At 56.3% G+C, this 23134-nt stretch carries 15 protein-coding genes, 2 tRNA genes and 4 rRNA genes; 9 read left to right on the forward strand and 12 right to left on the reverse strand.

All coding sequences use genetic code 11. From position 1 onward, the window contains the following. Window positions 1-99 precede the first annotated feature (99 nt). From BLU48_RS28950 to BLU48_RS29005, 12 genes are all read right to left on the reverse strand, one after another. The gene (locus BLU48_RS28950; RefSeq protein ID WP_057023171.1) at window positions 100-867 is read right to left on the reverse strand and encodes a TerC family protein; all 768 of its coding nucleotides are present in this window, start codon (window positions 865-867) and stop codon (window positions 100-102) included. Window positions 868-935: 68 nt separating this feature from the next. After that, window positions 936-2243, reverse strand: coding sequence for a CitMHS family transporter (locus tag BLU48_RS28955; RefSeq protein WP_057023170.1), 1308 nt, complete (start codon window positions 2241-2243; stop codon window positions 936-938). Window positions 2244-2550: 307 nt separating this feature from the next. Next, window positions 2551-4512 (reverse strand): DUF7844 domain-containing protein, encoded by a 1962-nt coding sequence (locus BLU48_RS28960; protein ID WP_057023169.1) that lies wholly within the window; start codon window positions 4510-4512, stop codon window positions 2551-2553. Further along, on the reverse strand, window positions 4509-4829 hold the full coding sequence (locus BLU48_RS28965; RefSeq protein ID WP_043048363.1) for a DUF2388 domain-containing protein: 321 nt from the start codon (window positions 4827-4829) through the stop codon (window positions 4509-4511). The genes BLU48_RS28960 and BLU48_RS28965 overlap by 4 nt, the downstream gene beginning before the upstream one ends. A 26-nt stretch (window positions 4830-4855) precedes the next feature. Beyond that, complete coding sequence (locus BLU48_RS28970) at window positions 4856-5164, reverse strand: DUF2388 domain-containing protein (protein ID WP_057023168.1); 309 nt, start codon at window positions 5162-5164, stop codon at window positions 4856-4858. Between the two features lie 106 nt (window positions 5165-5270). Then, window positions 5271-5591: a DUF2388 domain-containing protein gene (locus BLU48_RS28975; protein ID WP_056847557.1), complete on the reverse strand. Its 321-nt coding sequence runs from the start codon at window positions 5589-5591 to the stop codon at window positions 5271-5273. A 329-nt stretch (window positions 5592-5920) separates the two neighbouring features. Then, window positions 5921-6136 (reverse strand): DUF1127 domain-containing protein, encoded by a 216-nt coding sequence (locus BLU48_RS28980; protein ID WP_043048367.1) that lies wholly within the window; start codon window positions 6134-6136, stop codon window positions 5921-5923. 318 nt (window positions 6137-6454) lie between these two features. Beyond that, window positions 6455-7948 (reverse strand): acetyl-CoA hydrolase/transferase family protein, encoded by a 1494-nt coding sequence (locus tag BLU48_RS28985; RefSeq protein WP_057023167.1) that lies wholly within the window; start codon window positions 7946-7948, stop codon window positions 6455-6457. A gap of 179 nt (window positions 7949-8127) precedes the next feature. Next, window positions 8128-9564 (reverse strand): NAD(P)(+) transhydrogenase (Re/Si-specific) subunit beta, encoded by a 1437-nt coding sequence (locus tag BLU48_RS28990; RefSeq protein WP_046070299.1) that lies wholly within the window; start codon window positions 9562-9564, stop codon window positions 8128-8130. Then, complete coding sequence (locus BLU48_RS28995) at window positions 9564-9887, reverse strand: NAD(P) transhydrogenase subunit alpha part 2 (protein ID WP_005783507.1); 324 nt, start codon at window positions 9885-9887, stop codon at window positions 9564-9566. Before BLU48_RS28995 ends, BLU48_RS28990 begins: the two co-directional genes overlap by 1 nt. A 15-nt stretch (window positions 9888-9902) precedes the next feature. Further along, window positions 9903-11024, reverse strand: coding sequence for a Re/Si-specific NAD(P)(+) transhydrogenase subunit alpha (locus BLU48_RS29000; RefSeq protein WP_046070300.1), 1122 nt, complete (start codon window positions 11022-11024; stop codon window positions 9903-9905). Window positions 11025-11455: 431 nt separating this feature from the next. Next, a complete protein-coding gene (locus BLU48_RS29005; protein ID WP_057023166.1) occupies window positions 11456-12376 on the reverse strand; it encodes a LysR family transcriptional regulator in 921 nt (306 codons plus the stop codon). A 157-nt stretch (window positions 12377-12533) separates the two neighbouring features. Here BLU48_RS29005 and BLU48_RS29010 point away from each other — a divergent pair, with 157 nt between their 5' ends. The 9 genes from BLU48_RS29010 (at window position 12534) to BLU48_RS29055 (ending at window position 23116) form a co-directional block, all read left to right on the forward strand. Then, window positions 12534-13715: an acyl-CoA dehydrogenase gene (locus BLU48_RS29010; protein ID WP_003187423.1), complete on the forward strand. Its 1182-nt coding sequence runs from the start codon at window positions 12534-12536 to the stop codon at window positions 13713-13715. A 13-nt stretch (window positions 13716-13728) separates the two neighbouring features. After that, window positions 13729-14949 (forward strand): CaiB/BaiF CoA transferase family protein, encoded by a 1221-nt coding sequence (locus tag BLU48_RS29015; RefSeq protein ID WP_057023165.1) that lies wholly within the window; start codon window positions 13729-13731, stop codon window positions 14947-14949. Between the two features lie 578 nt (window positions 14950-15527). Further along, window positions 15528-17064: ribosomal RNA gene (locus BLU48_RS29025) — 16S ribosomal RNA — on the forward strand. Window positions 17065-17146: 82 nt separating this feature from the next. Next, window positions 17147-17223: transfer RNA gene (locus BLU48_RS29030), tRNA-Ile, on the forward strand. 30 nt (window positions 17224-17253) lie between these two features. Next, window positions 17254-17329, forward strand: a tRNA-Ala gene (locus BLU48_RS29035). A gap of 247 nt (window positions 17330-17576) precedes the next feature. Next, window positions 17577-20468 (forward strand): 23S ribosomal RNA (locus BLU48_RS29040). A 157-nt stretch (window positions 20469-20625) separates the two neighbouring features. After that, window positions 20626-20741, forward strand: a 5S ribosomal RNA gene (gene rrf, locus BLU48_RS29045). Window positions 20742-20850: 109 nt separating this feature from the next. Further along, window positions 20851-20966 (forward strand): 5S ribosomal RNA (gene rrf, locus BLU48_RS29050). The 16S, 23S and 5S rRNA genes sit together here with 2 tRNA genes alongside, the layout of an rRNA operon. Window positions 20967-21235: 269 nt before the next feature. After that, window positions 21236-23116 (forward strand): methyl-accepting chemotaxis protein, encoded by a 1881-nt coding sequence (locus tag BLU48_RS29055; protein ID WP_043051464.1) that lies wholly within the window; start codon window positions 21236-21238, stop codon window positions 23114-23116. Window positions 23117-23134 lie beyond the last annotated feature (18 nt).

The following is a 23134-nucleotide window of genomic DNA, read 5'->3' on the forward strand; positions in this document are numbered from 1 at the left end:
CGCATAGCTAAAGTGGGGATTGAAACAAAACTGTCATGAAGATCGTTCCCACGCGGAGCGTGGGAACGATCAAACGGGCCATTCAGCAGCGGGTCAGGATTATTGACCCGGAATGTCCTTGCGCAGTTTCACTGGATCCTGCTGTTTCTTCTTTTTAGCGATGGCGGTGCGCATCTTGATGTTCACCGCTTCTACCGCCAGCGAGAATGCCATGGCGAAGTAGACGTAGCCTTTTGGCACATGTACGTCGAAGGATTCGGCGATCAGTACAGTACCCACCACCAGCAGGAACGACAGCGCCAGCATTTTCAGCGACGGGTGCTTGTCGATGAACTCGCTGATGGTGCCGGCGGCCAGCATCATCACCAGTACGGCCACGACGATTGCAGCCACCATTACCGGCACATGGGAAACCATGCCGACGGCGGTGATCACCGAGTCCAGAGAAAAAACGATGTCGATGATCGCGATCTGGATGATGGTGTAGATGAACTTGCCACCGGCGCCCTTGGGCTCGTCGTGGGTTTCATCTTCGCCTTCCAGGGCGTGGTACATCTCCTGGGAGCTTTTCCACAGCAGGAACAGGCCGCCGAAGAACAGGATCAGGTCACGGCCGGAAATGCCCTGGCCAAGCACCACGAACAGGTCCGCGGTCAGTTGCATGACCCAGGTGATCGATAGAAGCAACAGGATGCGCGTGACCATGGCCAGCGCCAGGCCGAAGATCCGGGTGCGCGCCTGCATATGCTTGGGCATGCGGCTGACCAGGATCGAAATCATGATGATGTTATCGATGCCCAGGACGATCTCGAGGGCCGTCAGGGTGAAGAAGGCAATCCAGATTTCCGGATTGGTCAGCCATTCCATGTGTATTCCTTTGAGCAAATGTTATACCGCGCCAGCTGCAGCGCCGCGCGGTGAGTGAGTCGGTACGATTATAGAGTGCTGAACAGCGGAAAAATCCCCATCAGCAATGCAGCGAACATTATGCACAGGCACACCAGCACTGCCCACTTGAGGGTGAAGCGCTGATGATCACCGAACTCGATACCGGCCAGGGCCACCAGCAGGTAAGTGGAGGGTACCAGCGGGCTGAGCAAGTGTACCGGTTGCCCAACGATCGATGCGCGGGCCATTTCCACCGCGGTGATGCCGTAGTGGCTGGCGGCTTCGGCCAGTACCGGCAGCACGCCGTAGTAGAACGCATCGTTGGACATGAAGAAGGTGAACGGCATGCTTACCAGCGCGGTGATCACCGCCAGGTACGGGCCCATGGCCTCGGGGATGACCGCCAGCAGGCTCTTGGACATGGCGTCGACCATGCCGGTGCCTGACAGGATGCCAGTGAAAATGCCCGCGGCGAAGATCAGCCCCACCACCGCCAACACGCTGCCGGCGTGGGCCGCGACGCGGTCTTTCTGCTGTTGCAGGCACGGGTAGTTGACGATCATCGCGATACTGAACGCCACCATGAACAGCACAGGCAACGGCAACAGGCCGGCGATCAGGGTGCACATCAGCGCCAGGGTCAAGGCGCCGTTGAACCAGATCAACTTCGGGCGGCGAGCGTCAGGGAACTGCGACACGCTGATTTCGCTGTGGTCGATCTCGTCGCCTTGCAGGTGCAGTTCACCCAGGCGCGCACGCTCGCGCTTGCCGTACATATAGGCAATCACCAGGATCGCCACGACGCCGGCGGCCATGGCCGGGATCATCGGCACGAAGATGTCCGAGGGGTCCACATGCAACGCACTGGCGGCGCGGGCCGTCGGGCCACCCCAAGGGGTCATGTTCATCACGCCACCGGCGAGAATGATCAGGCCCGCCATGATTCGTGGGCTCATGCCGATGCGTTGGTAAAGCGGCAGCATGGCGGCGACGCAGATCATGTATGTAGTGGCGCCGTCACCGTCCAGGGATACCACCAGGGCCAGCACGGCAGTGCCGATCGAGACCTTCAGCGGGTCGCCCTTGACCATCTTGAGGATCTTGCGCACGGCTGGGTCGAACAGGCCGGAGTCGATCATCAAGGCAAAGTAGAGGATGGCGAACATCAGCATCACGCCGGTCGGCGCGAGCTTGGTGATGCCTTCGAGCATCATCGGGCCGATCTTCGGCGCGAAACCGCCGAACAACGCGAACAGGATGGGCACGATGATCAGGGCGATCAGCGCGGACAGGCGCTTGGTCATGATCAGGAACATGAACGTGATGACCATGGCAAAGCCAAGGAAAGTCAGCATAGGGATACTCCAGGCGTAGCGCGGCTAGGGAATGGCAAACCGGGTGAGGGTCAGCGCAGAACGAAAGGCACGAGGCGTACGGGTGGAGTTGCAGCGAACAGGCGGGTACGAGCGGACATCGGGAATCACCATTGTTGTTGTTAACAGCCGGTCTGTTGCCGGCAGTGAGGGCGATCCTAGACGGGGAAGCTTTCAGCCAGCTTTCGCCGGGAAAAGACGGGACACACGGTCATGAGACTTATGCAGATAAAAATGTGGGAGGGGGCAAGCCCCCTCCCACATTTGGATCACTTGATTAGCTGAGCTCTTACGGCAGTTCCAGGCCACCGGCCGCTTTATGCAGCGCACGCAGATGCTCGCCCAGTTGCTTGAGGTTGGCTTCACTGGCGGCAATCTCGGCAGCGCGGGACGGATCGAGCAGCGCCCTCACCTCCTTATCCAGCTCGCCGGTCAACGATTGCAGTTGCTTCTGGCGCTCCGCGCTTTCCGATTCCAGGCGCTTGGCTTCCGAAGGCTGCGGCAGGCCATAGCCGCCGCTGTCCAGCAACTCGGCCGGACGACTGAGGAAGCCACTGTTGGCGAGGATCTGTTGCAGCGTGTTGTTGGCTTTCTCCATGCCGCCGTTTTTCAGCTCGCGGGCATTGAGGTAGCGCTGCTTGACTTCATCCTGGGCGAGCATCAGCTGCCTGCGATAGCTGGCCTGCTCCAGCAGCAACAGCGCGGCGCTGGTGCGCAGGTCGGCCTGGCTGAACCACTGGCGACGCGCTTGCGCATCCAGGGCCAACCAGTCTTCGACCTGGGTCTGCTTGATCGGCAGGCGCTTGCGCAGCACATCGAACATGGCCTGGTAACGCTCGCGGAACGAGTCGAAGTGATACCCCAGGCGCAGCGCCTCGCGTTTGTCATTCAACACGCTGGTGTCGGCCAGGCCGCGCGCGCTGAGGACTTCGAGCAAACCGTTGGGGGTGATGTTGTCCAGGCCGGTCAATTGCGGGTTGGCACTGCCACTGCGCAACAGTTTCAGGCTCTCCACCGCACAGTTGTTGGAGATGAAGAAGTAGTTGCCGTCATAGCTCCAGTGCATTTCAGCGGCATGTTCGACGGTGTCGTTGATTTCCTTGCGGTTGAGCTTCAGCGGCACCGACGCTAGGCCACGCAGTTCGGTCTTGGTGTATTCGTCGATGACCTGGGCCAGCGGCAGTACGAACAGTCGTGATGGGTACTTGCCCACCAGGCCGTCCCAGCTCGACAACTGTACGTCACCGACGAAGGCGCGGTAGGACAACACCAGGTGTCGGTCCAGGTCCAGCCGACAATCCGGGCCACGCGGGCGACCTGGGGCGCAAATCACCAGGCGCAGCATGCTATGGCCCCAACGGCTGACCAGATTCTGGTTGGCCTCGGCGAGCAGGTAATCGATTTCATACACCCGTTCCGGGTCAATCTGGCCCAGGGGCGTCTTGGCGAAATCGTTGCCGGCGTTCAGGAACGGATAGGTCGTGGCACAGGTGTCCTGCACGGGCGGTGCCCAGCCGAAATGCTCCTTGTAATAGTGGAAAAGCGCGGGGCGTCGGCAGGCGTAGCTGGGGTCGAGGAGGAAATACTCCATGTTGACCGCCACGAACTCCAACGGGCTGGTGGTTTCGTAGATATCCGGGCTGCGCACCACCTGATTATTGTGCTGTTCGCGTTCGCCGCGGCGGCCGACGTATTGCGGCCAGCCGGCGAGGTCCAGCAGGCGCGGATCGTCACTTAGGGTAAAGCGACGGTCGTTCTGGCCACGGCATTGGTCGGGCAAACCGATCAAGCCGGTGATGTTGTTCTGGCGGCTGCAGCGTTGGATCAGGGCGCGTTCATCTTTGGGCCACAGGCGCGCACGGTCATAGATGTGAGTCAGTTCATGCAGCACGGTGGCTAGCATTTCCCGGCGCACGCTGCCGTGGGGGCGATTGGTTTTCTGGGTGGCGGCGCTGCCGTCGGTCAGGCTGGCGAGCAGGTTTTGGTTCAAGTCCAGTTCGGACACAAGAGAGGCTTGGCCGTAAGCGTTTGCTGGCATCTTGTCGGTCCAGCCGACATCGATGCGGCGATCCAGCTGCTCGATGAAGCGTGGCGGCAAGGCGCGCATCGCATCATCGAGCAATGCCTGGCTGGCCTGCTGTTCAGCCGGGCTCAAGCCATCGGTCTTGAGCCGCAGTTGCAGGCTGGCCTGGGCTGTACTTGCACACAGCAGCACAGCCCCGGCCAGGAGCCAGGCTTTGACGCGCCTCACAGAGCGAGAATAGCTTCGGCGAGGGTCTGGTCACTGGCATCACGGGCTTGCGGTACGCGGGTGCGCAGGGTGTCGAAGGCAGCTTCGAGTTGCGCGCCGCGAATCTCGCCATTTGTGGCGACGAAACTGGCGGCATCATCGTGGGCTTCACGCACGATTTTGGAATCGCGGATGGAAGTGGTGGTGTCCGAGGTGAAATCAATGGTACGCGCCGAAGCACGCACGACGATGTTACTGGTGGCCTTCAAGGTTTGCGCCTGGGCGACATCGGCCAAAAACAGCAGGCCGAGGGCGGCGACGATCAACGGGCTACGCATTGCGGTGACTCCAAATACAAAGATGATTATTGGACGAGAATTGCTTGCGCCAGTTCAAGGTCGCTTGCATGAAGTTTTGGTTGGGTGCGGCGCAGATAATCCAGTGCGGACTCCAGGCGTACGCCCCGCCATTGGCCATCAGTGGCAATGAAAGCGGCAGCATCATCCTGGGCGGCCACGACCAACTTGTTGTCGAACGGTGCAGAGGTCACCTTGCTGGTGGCGTACACGCTGACAACAGTGCTCTGGGTGGACACATCAAGGGCCGAAGCCAGGGGTGACCAGCAGGCGGAAAACAATATAGAGACAACAAACAGACGGTATGAAAAAGCCATGGGACTCGACAACTGAAAGCGAGCGCCAAGGCTAGCGCAATGCCCGGGCGAGAGCCAGCGCGCAGGCATCCGGGAGCGGCTGGCGCTCCCTTCTGGTTGCCGTGTATCAGATCGCCAGAATGGCCTGTGCCAACTGTGCATCGGTTGCGGTGTTCAGTTGCGGCGCTTGTTGGCGGATGTGGGCCAGGGCACTTTCCAGCTTCACGCCTCGGATGGCGCCTTCACTGGCGACAAAGCTGGCCGCGTCGTCACGTGCGGCCTGTACCACTTTGTTATCGCGCAGGGAGGAGGTGGCATCTGAGGTTGCGTCGGAAGTGGCTTTCAGCGCGCCGACGATCGAGTCGGTGGTCATGATAAAGCTGCTCGCATGGGCATTGGCAGCCAGGGTCAACACAGCAGCAGTGCATAACAGGCGAAGACGGGACATGGGGAAACTCCTGTAGACGAATAATAAGGTGGCGCGAAGCGGCCACTGCGAAACGGACTGGGACTGTTGAGCATCAGACGCACGCTCTACAAGGTTCGCCACGTGGTGAGTGGATATTAGTCTCGCGATTGTCTATTCGGAAGCATGCAATTAACTGTACCTGTCATTTGTTGCATTCATAAATCTGTACCGGTAAGCAGAAATCTCGCGGCTTCAAGCCCCTATCGCAGAAACAACGAAGCCCGCCTCCGGTTACCCGGGGCGGGCTTTGTTTTGATAAATCTGGGTGCTGGCGGTGGACCCGGCGGGTCAGGGCCAGCGGGCGCCTATTAGCGCCAGAACGGCTTGCTCAGCTCTTCGTAGCGTTGAGCTTCGCTGATACCGGCGTCAGCCAGCAGGCGCGAATCCAGGCGAGCCAATTGGTGGCGGCTGGAGATGCGGCGCTGCCACAACATCAGGTTGGCGAGAACGCGCAAAGGCAGGGAAGCGTTGGTGTTTACAGCTTTATCTTCGAAGAACAGTTCGGAACTGAGTGTACGTTCCATGATGACATCCTTCCGCTTGTGGCGGGATTAGGTAGTGGTTTAACTGATGCCAATGATCCTCCTCCGGCGCAAGACTCTCTAGATACAGTTCACCTGTATTGTGAGAGGCCAGTTAACTGTTTAATCAGGCTGTACGGTACGAAAATGGGGCAACTGTACCTATCTGCACCTTAACGGTGCGAAATAGGTGTTTTCGAAGGAAGTAGTGGGATATTTCAGTAGGATTTGACCAGTACAGAAGTACAGTTTTTTACTAAAATGCCCATTGGATCTTCGAGCTGATGAAACTGTATTTGCATCAGCCCGGATCTGTATCGATCAGCCCTTGAGCATATGTCCGGTTTCTTCAAGGTTGATGTGCCAACTGAGGGCTACACGCAGGATGTGCGGCGTGTGCCCGCCGATGGCACACGCGGCCTCAAAGTAGGTATTGAGCGCGTCGCGGTAGGCCGGATGCACGCAGTTGTCGATGATCACTCGTGCGCGCTCCCGTGGTGCCAGGCCGCGCAGATCGGCAAGGCCCACTTCGGTGACGAGAATGTCCACGTCATGCTCGGTGTGGTCCACATGACTGACCATCGGTACCACGCTGGAAATCGCGCCGCCCTTGGCAATCGATTTTGTGACGAAGATCGCCAGGTGCGCATTGCGCGCGAAGTCACCGGAGCCGCCAATGCCGTTCATCATCCGCGTGCCGCACACGTGGGTGGAATTGACGTTGCCGTAGATGTCGAACTCCAGCGCGGTGTTGATGCCGATGATGCCCAGCCGCCGCACCACTTCAGGGTGATTGGAGATTTCCTGCGGGCGCAGCACCAGTTTGTCCTTGTAATGCTCCAGGTTGCCGAACACGTCGGCGTTGCGTCGCTCCGACAAGGTGATCGAGCTGCCGGAGGCGAAGCTCAGCTTGCCGGCGTCGATCAGGTCGAACGTGGAGTCCTGCAGCACTTCCGAGTACATGGTCAGGTCTTCAAACGGCGAGTCGATCAAGCCACACATTACTGCGTTGGCAATGTTGCCGATCCCCGCCTGCAGCGGACCGAGCTTGTTGGTCATGCGCCCGGCGTCCACCTCTTGCTTGAGGAAGTTGATCAGATGGTTGGCAATGCCTTGGGTGTCGCTGTCAGGTGGCGTCACCGTAGAGGCGGAGTCGGCCTGATTGGTGATCACAATGGCGACGATCTTCTCCGGCGGGATCGGAATTGCGGTGCTGCCAATGCGGTCGTCGACCTTCACCAGCGGGATCGGCGTACGGGTTGGCCGGTAGGTCGGGATATAGATGTCATGCAACCCTTCCAGGTTCGGGTTGTGCGCCAGGTTGATCTCGACAATTACCTGCTTGGCAAAAATCGCGAAACTGGCCGAGTTGCCTACGGAGGTGGTGGGCACGATGTGCCCTTGCTCAGTGATCGCGACGGCTTCAATCACCGCAATGTCCGGCAGTTTGAGCTGGTTGTTGCGCAACTGCTCGACGGTTTCCGACAGGTGCTGGTCGATAAACATGACTTCGCCGGCGTTGATCGCCTTGCGCAGGGTGCTGTCGACCTGGAATGGCATGCGTCGCGACAGCACGCCGGCTTCGGTCAGTTGCTTGTCCAAGTCATTGCCCAGGCTGGCGCCGGTCATCAGGGTGATTTTCAGGGGCGAAGTCTTGGCGCGTTCGGCCAGGGCGTGGGGGACGGCCTTGGCTTCACCGGCGCGGGTGAAGCCGCTCATGCCGACGGTCATGCCGTCCTCGATCAGTGCGGCGGCTTCTGCCGCGCTCATGACCTTGTTCAACAACGAAGGCAAGCGGATACGATCACGGTACATGAATTGTTATCTCAGGCTACGGAAGCAAGGTGGGCAGTGTAGTGATTTCAAAAAGTTTCGGCCCGCTACCATGGTCGAATGCCAGGTAGCGATTTAGAGCCTTTGGTCGGGTTTCATCCCGTAATAAAAAACCCCAGCCTACGGGAGGCCAGGGTTTGGGGTATTGCGCTGGCGCAGTGTTATTCGACGGCTTTGACCATGTCTTCGATGACCTTCTTGGCATCACCGAAGACCATCATGGTCTTGTCCAGGTAGAACAATTCGTTATCCAGGCCCGCGTAGCCGCTGGCCATCGAGCGCTTGTTGACGATGATGGTCTTGGCCTTGAACGCCTCGAGGATTGGCATGCCGGCAATCGGCGAGTTCGGATCGTTCTTCGCAGCCGGGTTGACCACATCGTTGGCGCCCAACACCAGCACCACGTCGGCCTGGCCGAACTCGGAGTTGATGTCTTCCATCTCGAATACCTGGTCGTAAGGCACTTCTGCCTCGGCCAGCAGTACGTTCATATGCCCTGGCATACGGCCCGCTACGGGGTGAATCGCGTACTTCACAGTGACCCCGCGGTGAGTAAGCTTTTCAGTCAGCTCTTTAAGCGCGTGTTGGGCCCGGGCGACTGCCAAGCCATAGCCCGGCACGATGATCACCGTGTCGGCATTGGTCAGCAAGAACGTGGCGTCGTCGGCCGAACCGGACTTCACCGGGCGCGCTTCCTTGGAGCCAGCTGCCGCGCCGGCATCTACTGTGTTGCCGAAACCGCCCAGCAGCACATTAAAGAAGGAGCGGTTCATCGCCTTGCACATGATGTACGACAGGATCGCGCCGCTGGAGCCCACCAGGGAGCCCGCGATGATCAACATCGAGTTGTTCAGCGAGAAGCCAATGCCCGCCGCTGCCCAGCCGGAGTAACTGTTAAGCATCGACACTACTACTGGCATGTCAGCGCCGCCGATCGGGATGATGATCAGCACACCCAGTACGAAGGCCAGGGCCAGCATCAGTGCGAACGCGGTGAGGTTGCCGGTGAACATGAACGCCAGGCCCAGGCCCAGGGTTGCGAGGCCGAGCACCAGGTTCAGTTTGTGTTGGCCACCGAACTGTACCGGTGCGCCCTGGAACAGGCGGAACTTGTACTTGCCCGACAGCTTGCCGAATGCGATCACCGAGCCGGAGAAGGTGATTGCACCGATGGCAGCACCGAGGAACAGTTCCAGGCGGTTACCGGCCGGGATCGAATCGCCCAAGTGCTTGACGATACCCAGGGACTGCGGCTCGACCACGGCGGCAATGGCGATGAACACTGCTGCCAAGCCGATCATGCTGTGCATGAAGGCGACCAACTCGGGCATCTTGGTCATTTCGACACGCTTGGCCATGATCGAGCCGGCGGTACCGCCAACCAGTAGGCCAACGATGACGTAGCCGATACCGGCAGTCGCCAGTTCAGCCCCCAGCTTATAGATGAGGCCGACGGTGGTGAGTACCGCCAGCGCCATGCCGAGCATGCCGAACAGGTTGCCGCGTCGCGAGGTGGTGGGGTGCGAAAGGCCCTTGAGGGCCTGGATGAAACAGATCGACGCGATCAGGTAGAGCGTCGTCACCAGATTCATGCTCATTACTTCTGCACCTCTTCTTTCACAGCTTTGGGCGCTTTCTTCTTGAACATCTCAAGCATCCTACGCGTAACCAGGAAACCACCGAATACGTTAACTGCCGCCAAGGCTACCGCCAGGGTGCCCATAGTCTTGCCCAGCGGGGTGACGGTCAGCGCGGCAGCCAGCATGGCGCCGACGATGACAATCGCGGAAATGGCGTTGGTCACGGCCATCAGCGGCGTGTGCAATGCGGGTGTTACGTTCCAGACCACGTGATAACCGACATAAATCGCCAGCACAAAGATGATCAGGTTGTAGATACCGGGGGAGATAAGCTCTTCCATCGTCTGAATCCCTGCTTAGGCGTTTTTGCGGATGACTTGGCCGTCGCGGCACATCAGGCACGCGGCGACGATGTCGTCTTCGAGGTTGATTTCAAACTGCCCTTCCTTGGTGAAGACCAGCTTAAGGAAGTCCAGCAGGTTGCGTGCATACAAGGCCGACGCGTCGGCGGCGACAGCGCCCGCCAGGTTGGTCGGGCCGCAGATGATTACGCCGTTTTCCACCACCACCTGGTCGGCGACGGTCAGCGGGCAGTTGCCGCCTTGTGCGGCGGCGAGGTCGATGACTACCGAACCGGGCTTCATTTGCGCCACGGTATCGGCGCTCAGCAGGGTTGGAGCCTTGCGGCCTGGGATCAACGCTGTGGTGATAACGATGTCGGCCTGCTTGGCGCGTTCGTGTACGGCCAGGGCCTGGCGCTGCATCCAGCTGGTCGGCATCGGGCGTGCGTAACCACCGACACCGACGGCGCATTCACGCTCTTCATCGGTTTCGTAAGGTACGTCGACAAATTTCGCACCGAGGGATTCGATCTGCTCTTTAACCGCCGGGCGTACGTCGGACGCCTCGATCACCGCACCCAGGCGTTTCGCCGTGGCGATGGCCTGCAGCCCCGCAACACCGGCGCCGAGGATCAACACGCGCGCAGCTTTTACGGTGCCAGCGGCGGTCATCAGCATCGGCATGAAGCGCGGGTAGTGATGAGCGGCCAGTAACACGGCCTTGTAACCGGCGATGTTGGCCTGGGAGGACAGTACGTCCAGGCTTTGGGCCCGTGAAGTACGTGGCGCAGCTTCCAGGGCGAAGGCGGTGACGCCACGCTCTGCGAGCTTGGCGATGGTTTCGTTGCTGAACGGATTGAGCATGCCCACCAACACGGTGCCACTTTTGATCAGCGCCAGTTCGCTGTCGCTGGGGGCAACCACCTTGAGGATCAGCTCGGCGCCAAATGCATCGTTGGCGCTGCCAATGGTTGCGCCTGCTGTTTCATAGGCACTGTCGACGATGCTGGCGTTGATGCCGGCACCGCTTTGTACAGTGACCTTATGGCCCTGGCCGATCAGTTTCTTGATGGTTTCCGGGGTGGCAGCCACCCGCGTTTCACCGGTCTGGGTTTCGAGAGGAACACCAATGTGCACGTCAAATCTCCTGCATGATCTTTTTGCTTTTGATCTTTTTGTAAAAAGGCCAGTGCACCGCGAGTGGCGCAACTGGGGCGGCCGATCAGCACGATCCCGCTGAAATGACAGCGGGGCGCGGCATTTTGCAGGCGAACTTTACGGCCTTCAAGGGATTATGACGGGTGACGAAAAATTAACTACAAGTCACCCTGTGACTGATTGTCGCAACACCATGGAATAACCTCATTAAATACAAGTAATTAAAGGGCTGCAGCTGTTTTTCGCTGCTTTTTCTATCTTTGGCGTGAATAGTCGGTTATTGGCTGGTAAGTGTCGCTCCAAGCCATGAAAATCATGGCTTGGAGCCGTATTTCTGTTCGATGAGTACAGTCTGTTCAAATGCGACATATATTTATATCTGTAGGCTTAAAAATAACCTGACTACAGGGTCAATAATTCGAAATGTTTCCCTCAGTGCTGGGGCTGTAGCGCTGTGATTGGTCGACCAGCCAATCCCTGAAAGCGTGTAATGAGGCTGATTCGACCTTTTTGTCGGGAATCATCAGGTAATAAGCCTTTTCGCTGCTCAACGCTTCACTGCTGGCAATGACCAGCTGCTGCTCCTTCAGCTCCCGCTGGATGAGGAATGGCGGAATCAGCGCAACGCCCATGTCATGCGTGGCTGCTTGGGACAACATCGAGAATAGCTCGTATCTAGGGCCTGTCATGTCGCGGGGAACGTTCAGCTGTCGGGCGTTGAACCATTGCCGCCAGGCATAGGGGCGTGTGGTCTGCTGCAGTAGCGGCAATTCGGCGATCTCCTGGGGGGTGAAATGCGTGCGGCCACCGAGTAAGCATGGGCTACACACGGGTACAGGGTTTTCGCCCATGAGTCTGTGGGACTCTGTACCGGACCAATCGGCATCGCCGAAATAGATCGCAGCGTCGAACTCCGTGTCGGCGAATAGGAAGGGGCGTGTGCGGTTGGTCAGGTTGACCGTTACTTCCGGGTGCTGACGTTGAAAGTCCTTGAGGCGCGGGATCAGCCATTGCGTGCCGAAAGTCGGTACCACTGCCAGTTCGATGACGTTGGCACCCTGCTGGCCCATGACGGACAAGGTGTCTCGCTCCACAGCGTCTAGCTGTGTTGCCACTCTGCGGCTATAAGACAGGCCAGCCTCCGTCAACTTCACACCGCGTCGTGAGCGGCGAAACAGTTCGACACTTAAAAACTCCTCTAGGCTGGCGATCTGTCGGCAGATGGCGCCCTGGGTGATCGAAAGCTCTTGCGCCGCCTTGGTAAAGCTCTCGTGACGGGCTGCTGCTTCAAAGCTTATCAGTGCGGTGGTGCTGGGAATTTTTCTGCGCATGTACGTTGCCCTCACAGATAAAGCGCATTTCTGGCCTGGTTGAATGTTACGAAGTGAGAAATTAGCACAAGCCTATGCGCAAACCTCGTTTGCCCTCTGGGCCGACCCGGCCTAGTCTGCATCCACGACTTCTGATGTTTTGCGCGAGGACTTATTCATGGCTGGCAAGGCAAGCTTCAACTGGATCGATCCGCTGCTGCTGGATCAACAGCTCACCGAAGAAGAGCGCATGGTGCGCGACAGCGCTGAGCAATTTGCTCAGGACAAGCTGGCTCCGCGTGTACTCGAAGCCTTCCGTCATGAAAAGACTGACCCGGCGATCTTCCGTGAGATGGGGGAAACCGGTTTACTGGGCGCGATGATTCCCGAGCAGTACGGCGGCAGTGGCTTGAACTACGTCAGCTATGGGTTGATTGCGCGTGAAGTGGAGCGTGTCGACTCTGGCTATCGCTCGATGATGAGCGTGCAGTCGTCACTGGTCATGGTGCCGATCAATGAATTTGGCACTGAGGCGCAGAAACAGAAGTACCTGCCTAAGCTTGCTTCTGGCGAATGGATCGGCTGTTTTGGCCTGACCGAACCTAACCATGGCTCCGACCCGGGCGCGATGATTACCCGGGCGCGCAAAGTGGATGGCGGCTATAGCCTGACCGGCGCGAAGATGTGGATTACCAACAGTCCGATCGCGGACGTGTTTGTGGTGTGGGGCAAAGACGATGCGGGCGATATCCGTGGCTTCGTCCTGGAGAAGGGGTGGAAAGGCCTGAGCGCACCGGCCATTCACGGCAAGGTCGGCCTACGGGCCTCCATCACCGGTGAAATCGTCATGGATAACGTATTCGTGCCAGAAGAGAACATCTTCCCGGACGTGCGTGGGTTGAAAGGTCCTTTTACTTGTCTTAATTCGGCACGGTACGGGATTTCCTGGGGGGCGCTGGGGGCTGCTGAGTTCTGCTGGCACACGGCGCGTCAGTACACCCTTGATCGTCAGCAGTTTGGTCGGCCATTAGCCGCCACGCAGTTGATCCAGAAGAAGCTGGCCGATATGCAGACCGAAATCACCCTGGCTCTTCAAGGTTGCCTGCGTCTGGGCCGGATGAAAGACGAAGGTACGGCGGCGGTTGAGATTACTTCGATCATGAAGCGCAACTCCTGTGGCAAGTCCCTGGACATCGCACGCATGGCCCGGGACATGCTGGGTGGCAACGGCATCTCCGATGAGTTCGGAGTGGCGCGCCACTTGGTTAACCTGGAGGTGGTCAACACCTATGAAGGGACCCATGACGTGCATGCCTTGATTCTGGGGCGCGCACAAACCGGTCTTCAGGCGTTCTACTAATAGGAGCATGGGCATGGGCGCGCTTTCGCATCTGCGGGTACTGGATTTGTCGCGAGTACTGGCGGGACCCTGGTCCGGGCAGATCCTTGCAGACCTTGGGGCCGAGGTGATCAAGGTCGAAAGACCCGGTAGTGGTGATGACACGCGCGCCTGGGGGCCGCCCTTCCTGAAAGATGCCGATGGCGAGAACACCAGTGAGGCAGCGTATTACCTTTCGGCTAACCGCAATAAAGAGTCGGTGACTATCGACTTTACGCGACAGGAGGGGCAAAAGTTGGTGCGCGATCTGGCTGCCAAGTCGGACATCTTGATCGAGAACTTCAAGGTCGGGGGGCTTGCAGCCTATGGCCTGGATTATGAATCGCTCAAGGAGGCCAACCCGGAGCTGATCTATTGCTCAATCACGGGGTTTGGCCAGACGGGGCCTTATGCAGCGCGTGCCGGCTACGACTTCATGATCCAGGGGCTGGGTGGGCTCATGAGTCTGACGGGCAGGCCTGAGGGGGATGAGGGGGCCGGGCCGGTCAAGGTTGGCGTCGCGCTGACGGACATCCTGACAGGGCTCTATTCAACTGTGGCGATCCTGGCAGCGCTGGCGCATCGCGATCATGATGGTGGTGGCCAACATATCGATATGGCACTGCTGGATGTACAGGTGGCTTGCCTGGCAAACCAGGCGATGAATTACCTGACAACCGGAGCGTCGCCGAAGCGCCTGGGGAATGCCCATCCTAATATAGTGCCCTATCAGGACTTTCCCACAGCCGATGGGGATTTCATTCTTACCGTGGGTAATGACAGCCAATTCCGTAAATTCGCCGAAGTCGCTGGGCAGCCACAGTGGGCGGATGACTCGCGTTTCTCCACCAACAAGGCTCGAGTAGCCAATCGTGCGGTGCTTATTCCATTGATCCGCCAGGCTACGGTCTTCAAGACGACTGCTGAATGGGTGGCAGGGTTGGAGCGAGTGGGCGTGCCGTGCGGACCGATCAATGATCTGGCGCAGGTATTTGCCGATCCTCAGGTCAAGGCGCGGGGCTTGGCTATGGAGCTGCCTCATGCGCTGGCGGGGATGGTGCCTCAGGTTGCCAACCCGATACGTTTATCCAAGACACCTGTGGAGTACCGTAGTGCGCCTCCTCTATTGGGGGAGCATACGCTTCAGGTGTTGCAGGGGGTTCTGGGGTTGGGTGCAGCTAATGTGGCTGCGTTGAAGGCGGCAGGTGTCATCTGAGTTATTCCCTCTATATAGAAGTGCGAAGAGTGTTCTTCTAGAGAGTGCTCGTTTTTTAATCAATCCTAACTTATTGATAGAAAAGCAGAATTAAGTGTTGACGGCAGATTCTGGAAGCCTATAATTCGCCCCACTTCCGGCGCAGTCGAAACGGAAAACTCCTTGGTAAACAATGAGTTATGAAGTTTTCGGCAGCAAGTAGCTTCAGTTCATCGAAGCCCAAAGGAAGTTGAAAAAGAGGTGTTGACAGCAGCGTGTAACGCTGTAGAATTCGCCTCCCGCTGATGAGAGATCAGAAGCGCAAGTGGTTGAAGTTGTTGAAGAAATCTTCGAAAGCTTCTGAAAATAATCACTTGACAGCAAATGAGGCTGCTGTAGAATGCGCGCCTCGGTTGAGACGAAAGCTCTTAACCAACCGCTCTTTAACAACTGAATCAAGCAATTCGTGTGGGTGCTTGTGGAGTCAGACTGATAGTCAACAAGATTATCAGCATCACAAGTTACTCCGCGAGAAATCAAAGATGTAACCAACGATTGCTGAGCCAAGTTTAGGGTTTCTTAAAAACCCAAAGATGTTTGAACTGAAGAGTTTGATCATGGCTCAGATTGAACGCTGGCGGCAGGCCTAACACATGCAAGTCGAGCGGTAGAGAGAAGCTTGCTTCTCTTGAGAGCGGCGGACGGGTGAGTAATGCCTAGGAATCTGCCTGGTAGTGGGGGATAACGTTCGGAAACGGACGCTAATACCGCATACGTCCTACGGGAGAAAGCAGGGGACCTTCGGGCCTTGCGCTATCAGATGAGCCTAGGTCGGATTAGCTAGTTGGTGGGGTAATGGCTCACCAAGGCGACGATCCGTAACTGGTCTGAGAGGATGATCAGTCACACTGGAACTGAGACACGGTCCAGACTCCTACGGGAGGCAGCAGTGGGGAATATTGGACAATGGGCGAAAGCCTGATCCAGCCATGCCGCGTGTGTGAAGAAGGTCTTCGGATTGTAAAGCACTTTAAGTTGGGAGGAAGGGTTGTAGATTAATACTCTGCAATTTTGACGTTACCGACAGAATAAGCACCGGCTAACTCTGTGCCAGCAGCCGCGGTAATACAGAGGGTGCAAGCGTTAATCGGAATTACTGGGCGTAAAGCGCGCGTAGGTGGTTTGTTAAGTTGGATGTGAAATCCCCGGGCTCAACCTGGGAACTGCATTCAAAACTGACTGACTAGAGTATGGTAGAGGGTGGTGGAATTTCCTGTGTAGCGGTGAAATGCGTAGATATAGGAAGGAACACCAGTGGCGAAGGCGACCACCTGGACTGATACTGACACTGAGGTGCGAAAGCGTGGGGAGCAAACAGGATTAGATACCCTGGTAGTCCACGCCGTAAACGATGTCAACTAGCCGTTGGGAGCCTTGAGCTCTTAGTGGCGCAGCTAACGCATTAAGTTGACCGCCTGGGGAGTACGGCCGCAAGGTTAAAACTCAAATGAATTGACGGGGGCCCGCACAAGCGGTGGAGCATGTGGTTTAATTCGAAGCAACGCGAAGAACCTTACCAGGCCTTGACATCCAATGAACTTTCTAGAGATAGATTGGTGCCTTCGGGAACATTGAGACAGGTGCTGCATGGCTGTCGTCAGCTCGTGTCGTGAGATGTTGGGTTAAGTCCCGTAACGAGCGCAACCCTTGTCCTTAGTTACCAGCACGTAATGGTGGGCACTCTAAGGAGACTGCCGGTGACAAACCGGAGGAAGGTGGGGATGACGTCAAGTCATCATGGCCCTTACGGCCTGGGCTACACACGTGCTACAATGGTCGGTACAGAGGGTTGCCAAGCCGCGAGGTGGAGCTAATCCCAGAAAACCGATCGTAGTCCGGATCGCAGTCTGCAACTCGACTGCGTGAAGTCGGAATCGCTAGTAATCGCGAATCAGAATGTCGCGGTGAATACGTTCCCGGGCCTTGTACACACCGCCCGTCACACCATGGGAGTGGGTTGCACCAGAAGTAGCTAGTCTAACCTTCGGGAGGACGGTTACCACGGTGTGATTCATGACTGGGGTGAAGTCGTAACAAGGTAGCCGTAGGGGAACCTGCGGCTGGATCACCTCCTTAATCGACGACATCAGCTGCTCCATAAGTTCCCACACGAATTGCTTGATTCATTGAAGAAGACGATAAGAAGCAGCCCGAAATTGGGTCTGTAGCTCAGTTGGTTAGAGCGCACCCCTGATAAGGGTGAGGTCGGCAGTTCGAATCTGCCCAGACCCACCAATTTTGTGTGGGAAACGCCTGTAGAAATACGGGGCCATAGCTCAGCTGGGAGAGCGCCTGCCTTGCACGCAGGAGGTCAACGGTTCGATCCCGTTTGGCTCCACCACTACTGCTTCTGTTTGTATAAAGCTTAGAAATGAGCATTCCATCGCTGTGATGGTGAATGTTGATTTCTAGTCTTTGACTAGTTCGTTCTTTAAAAATTTGGGTATGTGATAGAAAGATAGACTGAACGTTACTTTCACTGGTAACGGATCAGGCTAAGGTAAAATTTGTGAGTTCTCTTAATTGAGAAATTCGAATTTTCGGCGAATGTCGTCTTCACAGTATAACCAGATTGCTTGGGGTTATATGGTCAAGTGAAGAAGCGCATACGGTGGATGCCTTGGCAGTCAGAGGCGATGAAAGACGTGGTAGCCTGCGAAAAGCTTCGGGGAGTCGGCAAACAGACTTTGATCCGGAGATGTCTGAATGGGGGAACCCAGCCATCATAAGATGGTTATCTTGTACTGAATACATAGGTGCAAGAGGCGAACCAGGGGAACTGAAACATCTAAGTACCCTGAGGAAAAGAAATCAACCGAGATTCCCTTAGTAGTGGCGAGCGAACGGGGACTAGCCCTTAAGTGGCTTTGAGATTAGCGGAACGCTCTGGAAAGTGCGGCCATAGTGGGTGATAGCCCTGTACGCGAAAATCTCTTAGTCATGAAATCGAGTAGGACGGAGCACGAGAAACTTTGTCTGAATATGGGGGGACCATCCTCCAAGGCTAAATACTACTGACTGACCGATAGTGAACTAGTACCGTGAGGGAAAGGCGAAAAGAACCCCGGAGAGGGGAGTGAAATAGATCCTGAAACCGTATGCGTACAAGCAGTGGGAGCCCACTTTGTTGGGTGACTGCGTACCTTTTGTATAATGGGTCAGCGACTTATTTTCAGTGGCGAGCTTAACCGAATAGGGGAGGCGTAGCGAAAGCGAGTCTTAATAGGGCGTCTAGTCGCTGGGAATAGACCCGAAACCGGGCGATCTATCCATGGGCAGGTTGAAGGTTGGGTAACACTAACTGGAGGACCGAACCGACTACCGTTGAAAAGTTAGCGGATGACCTGTGGATCGGAGTGAAAGGCTAATCAAGCTCGGAGATAGCTGGTTCTCCTCGAAAGCTATTTAGGTAGCGCCTCATGTATCACTGTAGGGGGTAGAGCACTGTTTCGGCTAGGGGGTCATCCCGACTTACCAAACCGATGCAAACTCCGAATACCTACAAGTGCCGAGCATGGGAGACACACGGCGGGTGCTAACGTCCGTCGTGAAAAGGGAAACAACCCAGACCGTCAGCTAAGGTCCCAAAGTTATGGTTAAGTGGGAAACGATGTGGGAAGGCTTAGACAGCTAGGAGGTTGGCTTAGAAGCAGCCACCCTTTAAAGAAAGCGTAATAGCTCACTAGTCGAGTCGGCCTGCGCGGAAGATGTAACGGGGCTCAAACCATACACCGAAGCTACGGGTATCACGTAAGTGATGCGGTAGAGGAGCGTTCTGTAAGCCTGTGAAGGTGAGTTGAGAAGCTTGCTGGAGGTATCAGAAGTGCGAATGCTGACATGAGTAACGACAATGGGTGTGAAAAACACCCACGCCGAAAGACCAAGGTTTCCTGCGCAACGTTAATCGACGCAGGGTTAGTCGGTCCCTAAGGCGAGGCTGAAAAGCGTAGTCGATGGAAAACAGGTTAATATTCCTGTACTTCTGGTTATTGCGATGGAGGGACGGAGAAGGCTAGGCCAGCTTGGCGTTGGTTGTCCAAGTTTAAGGTGGTAGGCTGAGATCTTAGGTAAATCCGGGATCTTAAGGCCGAGAGCTGATGACGAGTCATCTTTTAGATGACGAAGTGGTTGATGCCATGCTTCCAAGAAAAGCTTCTAAGCTTCAGGTAACCAGGAACCGTACCCCAAACCGACACAGGTGGTTGGGTAGAGAATACCAAGGCGCTTGAGAGAACTCGGGTGAAGGAACTAGGCAAAATGGCACCGTAACTTCGGGAGAAGGTGCGCCGGTGAGGGTGAAGGACTTGCTCCGTAAGCTCATGCCGGTCGAAGATACCAGGCCGCTGCGACTGTTTATTAAAAACACAGCACTCTGCAAACACGAAAGTGGACGTATAGGGTGTGACGCCTGCCCGGTGCCGGAAGGTTAATTGATGGGGTTAGCTAACGCGAAGCTCTTGATCGAAGCCCCGGTAAACGGCGGCCGTAACTATAACGGTCCTAAGGTAGCGAAATTCCTTGTCGGGTAAGTTCCGACCTGCACGAATGGCGTAACGATGGCGGCGCTGTCTCCACCCGAGACTCAGTGAAATTGAAATCGCTGTGAAGATGCAGTGTATCCGCGGCTAGACGGAAAGACCCCGTGAACCTTTACTATAGCTTTGCACTGGACTTTGAATTTGCTTGTGTAGGATAGGTGGGAGGCTTTGAAGCGTGGACGCCAGTCTGCGTGGAGCCAACCTTGAAATACCACCCTGGCAACTTTGAGGTTCTAACTCAGGTCCGTTATCCGGATCGAGGACAGTGTATGGTGGGTAGTTTGACTGGGGCGGTCTCCTCCTAAAGAGTAACGGAGGAGTACGAAGGTGCGCTCAGACCGGTCGGAAATCGGTCGTAGAGTATAAAGGCAAAAGCGCGCTTGACTGCGAGACAGACACGTCGAGCAGGTACGAAAGTAGGTCTTAGTGATCCGGTGGTTCTGTATGGAAGGGCCATCGCTCAACGGATAAAAGGTACTCCGGGGATAACAGGCTGATACCGCCCAAGAGTTCATATCGACGGCGGTGTTTGGCACCTCGATGTCGGCTCATCACATCCTGGGGCTGAAGCCGGTCCCAAGGGTATGGCTGTTCGCCATTTAAAGTGGTACGCGAGCTGGGTTTAGAACGTCGTGAGACAGTTCGGTCCCTATCTGCCGTGGACGTTTGAGATTTGAGAGGGGCTGCTCCTAGTACGAGAGGACCGGAGTGGACGAACCTCTGGTGTTCCGGTTGTCACGCCAGTGGCATTGCCGGGTAGCTATGTTCGGAATAGATAACCGCTGAAAGCATCTAAGCGGGAAACTAGCCTCAAGATGAGATCTCACTGGGACCTTGAGTCCCCTGAAGGGCCGTCGAAGACTACGACGTTGATAGGTTGGGTGTGTAAGCGCTGTGAGGCGTTGAGCTAACCAATACTAATTGCCCGTGAGGCTTGACCATATAACACCCAAGCAATTTGACTACTCTAACGAGCATCAGATTGCGGTGTGTGAAGACGAAATGAACCGAAAGTTCGACGCTCACAAAGCACCGACAGCTGTCACATACCCAATTTGCTGAAGCGAGGCCAGCTGGTCACGACTCAGTACCCGAATTTCTTGACGACCATAGAGCATTGGAACCACCTGATCCCATCCCGAACTCAGTAGTGAAACGATGCATCGCCGATGGTAGTGTGGGGTTTCCCCATGTGAGAGTAGGTCATCGTCAAGATTAAATTCCAAAACCCCTGTTTGCTAACGCAGACAGGGGTTTTGTTTATATAGAAACTCATGAATTTCACCGGCCCGTTGCCAACGCAACGGCCTGGTACACAGAATTTCTTGACGACCATAGAGCATTGGAACCACCTGATCCCATCCCGAACTCAGCAGTGAAACGATGCATCGCCGATGGTAGTGTGGGGTTTCCCCATGTGAGAGTAGGTCATCGTCAAGATTGAATTCCGAAACCCCTGTCTGCTAGCGCAGACAGGGGTTTTGTCGTTTAGGGCGACCCAAAACAACAATTCCGCTAACCAGCCGTCTGTCGGTTTCCTACGCTAAAAGAAGATGCTTCTCACAAATTCCTAAGATTTGTCGAAGTTTGGCCGAAACCCTGACGAGCCATGCGTGCACCGAAATAGAGCGACCGTAGAGTCCGCCTATCCCGTTACATGGAATGTTCCACTCGGCACGCTCACCCCTTTGGCAAAAGAAGTCGATGAAATGAATCTCAAGTTCAGTCATAAAATTCTGTTGGCCGCGTCAGGCGTCGTGGTTTTAGCCTTCGCGTTATTCACGCTGTACAACGACTATCTACAACGCAACACGATCAAGCAAAACCTGGCCTCGTCCATTCAACAATCCGGCGAACTCACTGCCAGCAGTGTGCAGAACTGGCTCAGTGGTCGCATCCTGGTCCTCGAGAACCTGGCGCAGAACGTAGCTCATCAGGGCAATGCGGCCGACCTTCCCGGGCTGGTCGATCAGCCAGCGCTCACCTCCAACTTCCAGTTCACCTACGTGGGTCAGACCAACGGCGTGTTCACTCAGCGTCCTGATGCGAAGATGCCTGACGACTACGACCCTCGTCAGCGCCCTTGGTACAAGCAAGCGGTAGTAGCGGACAAAACCATGCTTACTCCGCCTTATATGGCGGCTGTGGGCGGCCAGATCGTGACAATTGCCATGCCTGTGAAGAAGAACGGCGAATTGTTGGGTGTTGTCGGCGGCGACCTGAGTCTGCAAACCCTGGTGAAGATCATCAATTCGGTAGACTTCGGCGGCATCGGCCATGCATTCCTGGTCAGCGGTGATGGTCAAGTCATCGTCAGCCCTGACCAGGACCAGGTGATGAAAAACCTCAAGGACATCTACTCTGGCAACAACGTACGCATCGAAAAGGTCAACCAGGACGTCGTCCTCAATCACCAGGATCGCATTCTGTCGTTCACGCCTATCAGCGGTTTGCCTGGCGCCGACTGGTACATCGGCCTGTCGATTGATAAAGAAAAAGCCTATGCCCCTTTGGGTAAATTCCGTACCTCAGCGTTGATTGCGATGTTGATTGCTGTCGTGGCCATTGCTGTGCTCCTGAGCTTGCTTATCCAAGTATTGCTGCGTCCGTTGACTACCATGGGCGTTGCCATGAAGGACATTGCCCAAGGCGAAGGTGATTTGACCCGCCGCCTAGACGTAACCAGCAAAGACGAATTCGGCGAAGTCGGTAGTGCGTTCAACCAGTTCGTCGAGCGGATCCACGCCTCGATTTCCGAGGTGTCTTCGGCAACACGGCAGGTGCACGATCTATCCCAGCGTGTAATGGCATCGTCTAATGCCTCGATCATCGGTTCCGACGAACAGAGTGCTCGCACCAACAGCGTCGCAGCTGCGATCAACGAACTGGGTGCCGCTACCCAAGAAATCGCGCGCAACGCCGCAGATGCTTCGCAGCATGCCAGCGGTGCCAGCGAGCAAGCTGACGATGGGCGTAAGGTGGTTGAGCAAACCATCCAGGCGATGTCGGAGCTGTCGCAGAAGATCAGCCTGTCCTGCACTCAGATCGAAACCTTGAATGCCAGTACCGACAACATCGGTCATATTCTTGATGTCATCAAAGGTATCTCCCAGCAAACCAACTTGCTCGCCCTTAACGCGGCGATCGAGGCTGCCCGTGCCGGCGAAGCCGGACGTGGATTTGCAGTGGTGGCTGATGAAGTGCGTAACCTGGCGCACCGTACCCAAGAGTCGGCAGAAGAGATCCACAAGATGATCACTTCCCTGCAAGTGGGGTCCCGAGAAGCAGTGACCACCATGAATGCCAGTCAGGTCTCCAGTGAAGAAAGCGTTGAAGTGGCCAACCAGGCGGGTGAGCGCCTGGTCAGCGTGACGCAGCGCATCGTTGAAATAGATGGCATGAACCAGTCGGTTGCGGCAGCAACCGAAGAACAGACCGCAGTCGTTGAAACCCTCAACGTTGACATCAACCAGATCAACCTGCTGAACCAGCAGGGCGTGGCCAACCTCAACGAGACGCTCAAGGACTGCGATGCGCTGTCCCAGCAGGCCAGTCGATTGAAGCAATTGGTCGATAGCTTCAAAATCTGAACCTGACTGCATCGGAGC

The organism is Pseudomonas synxantha (assembly GCF_900105675.1).
GTDB lineage: Bacteria > Pseudomonadota > Gammaproteobacteria > Pseudomonadales > Pseudomonadaceae > Aquipseudomonas > Aquipseudomonas synxantha.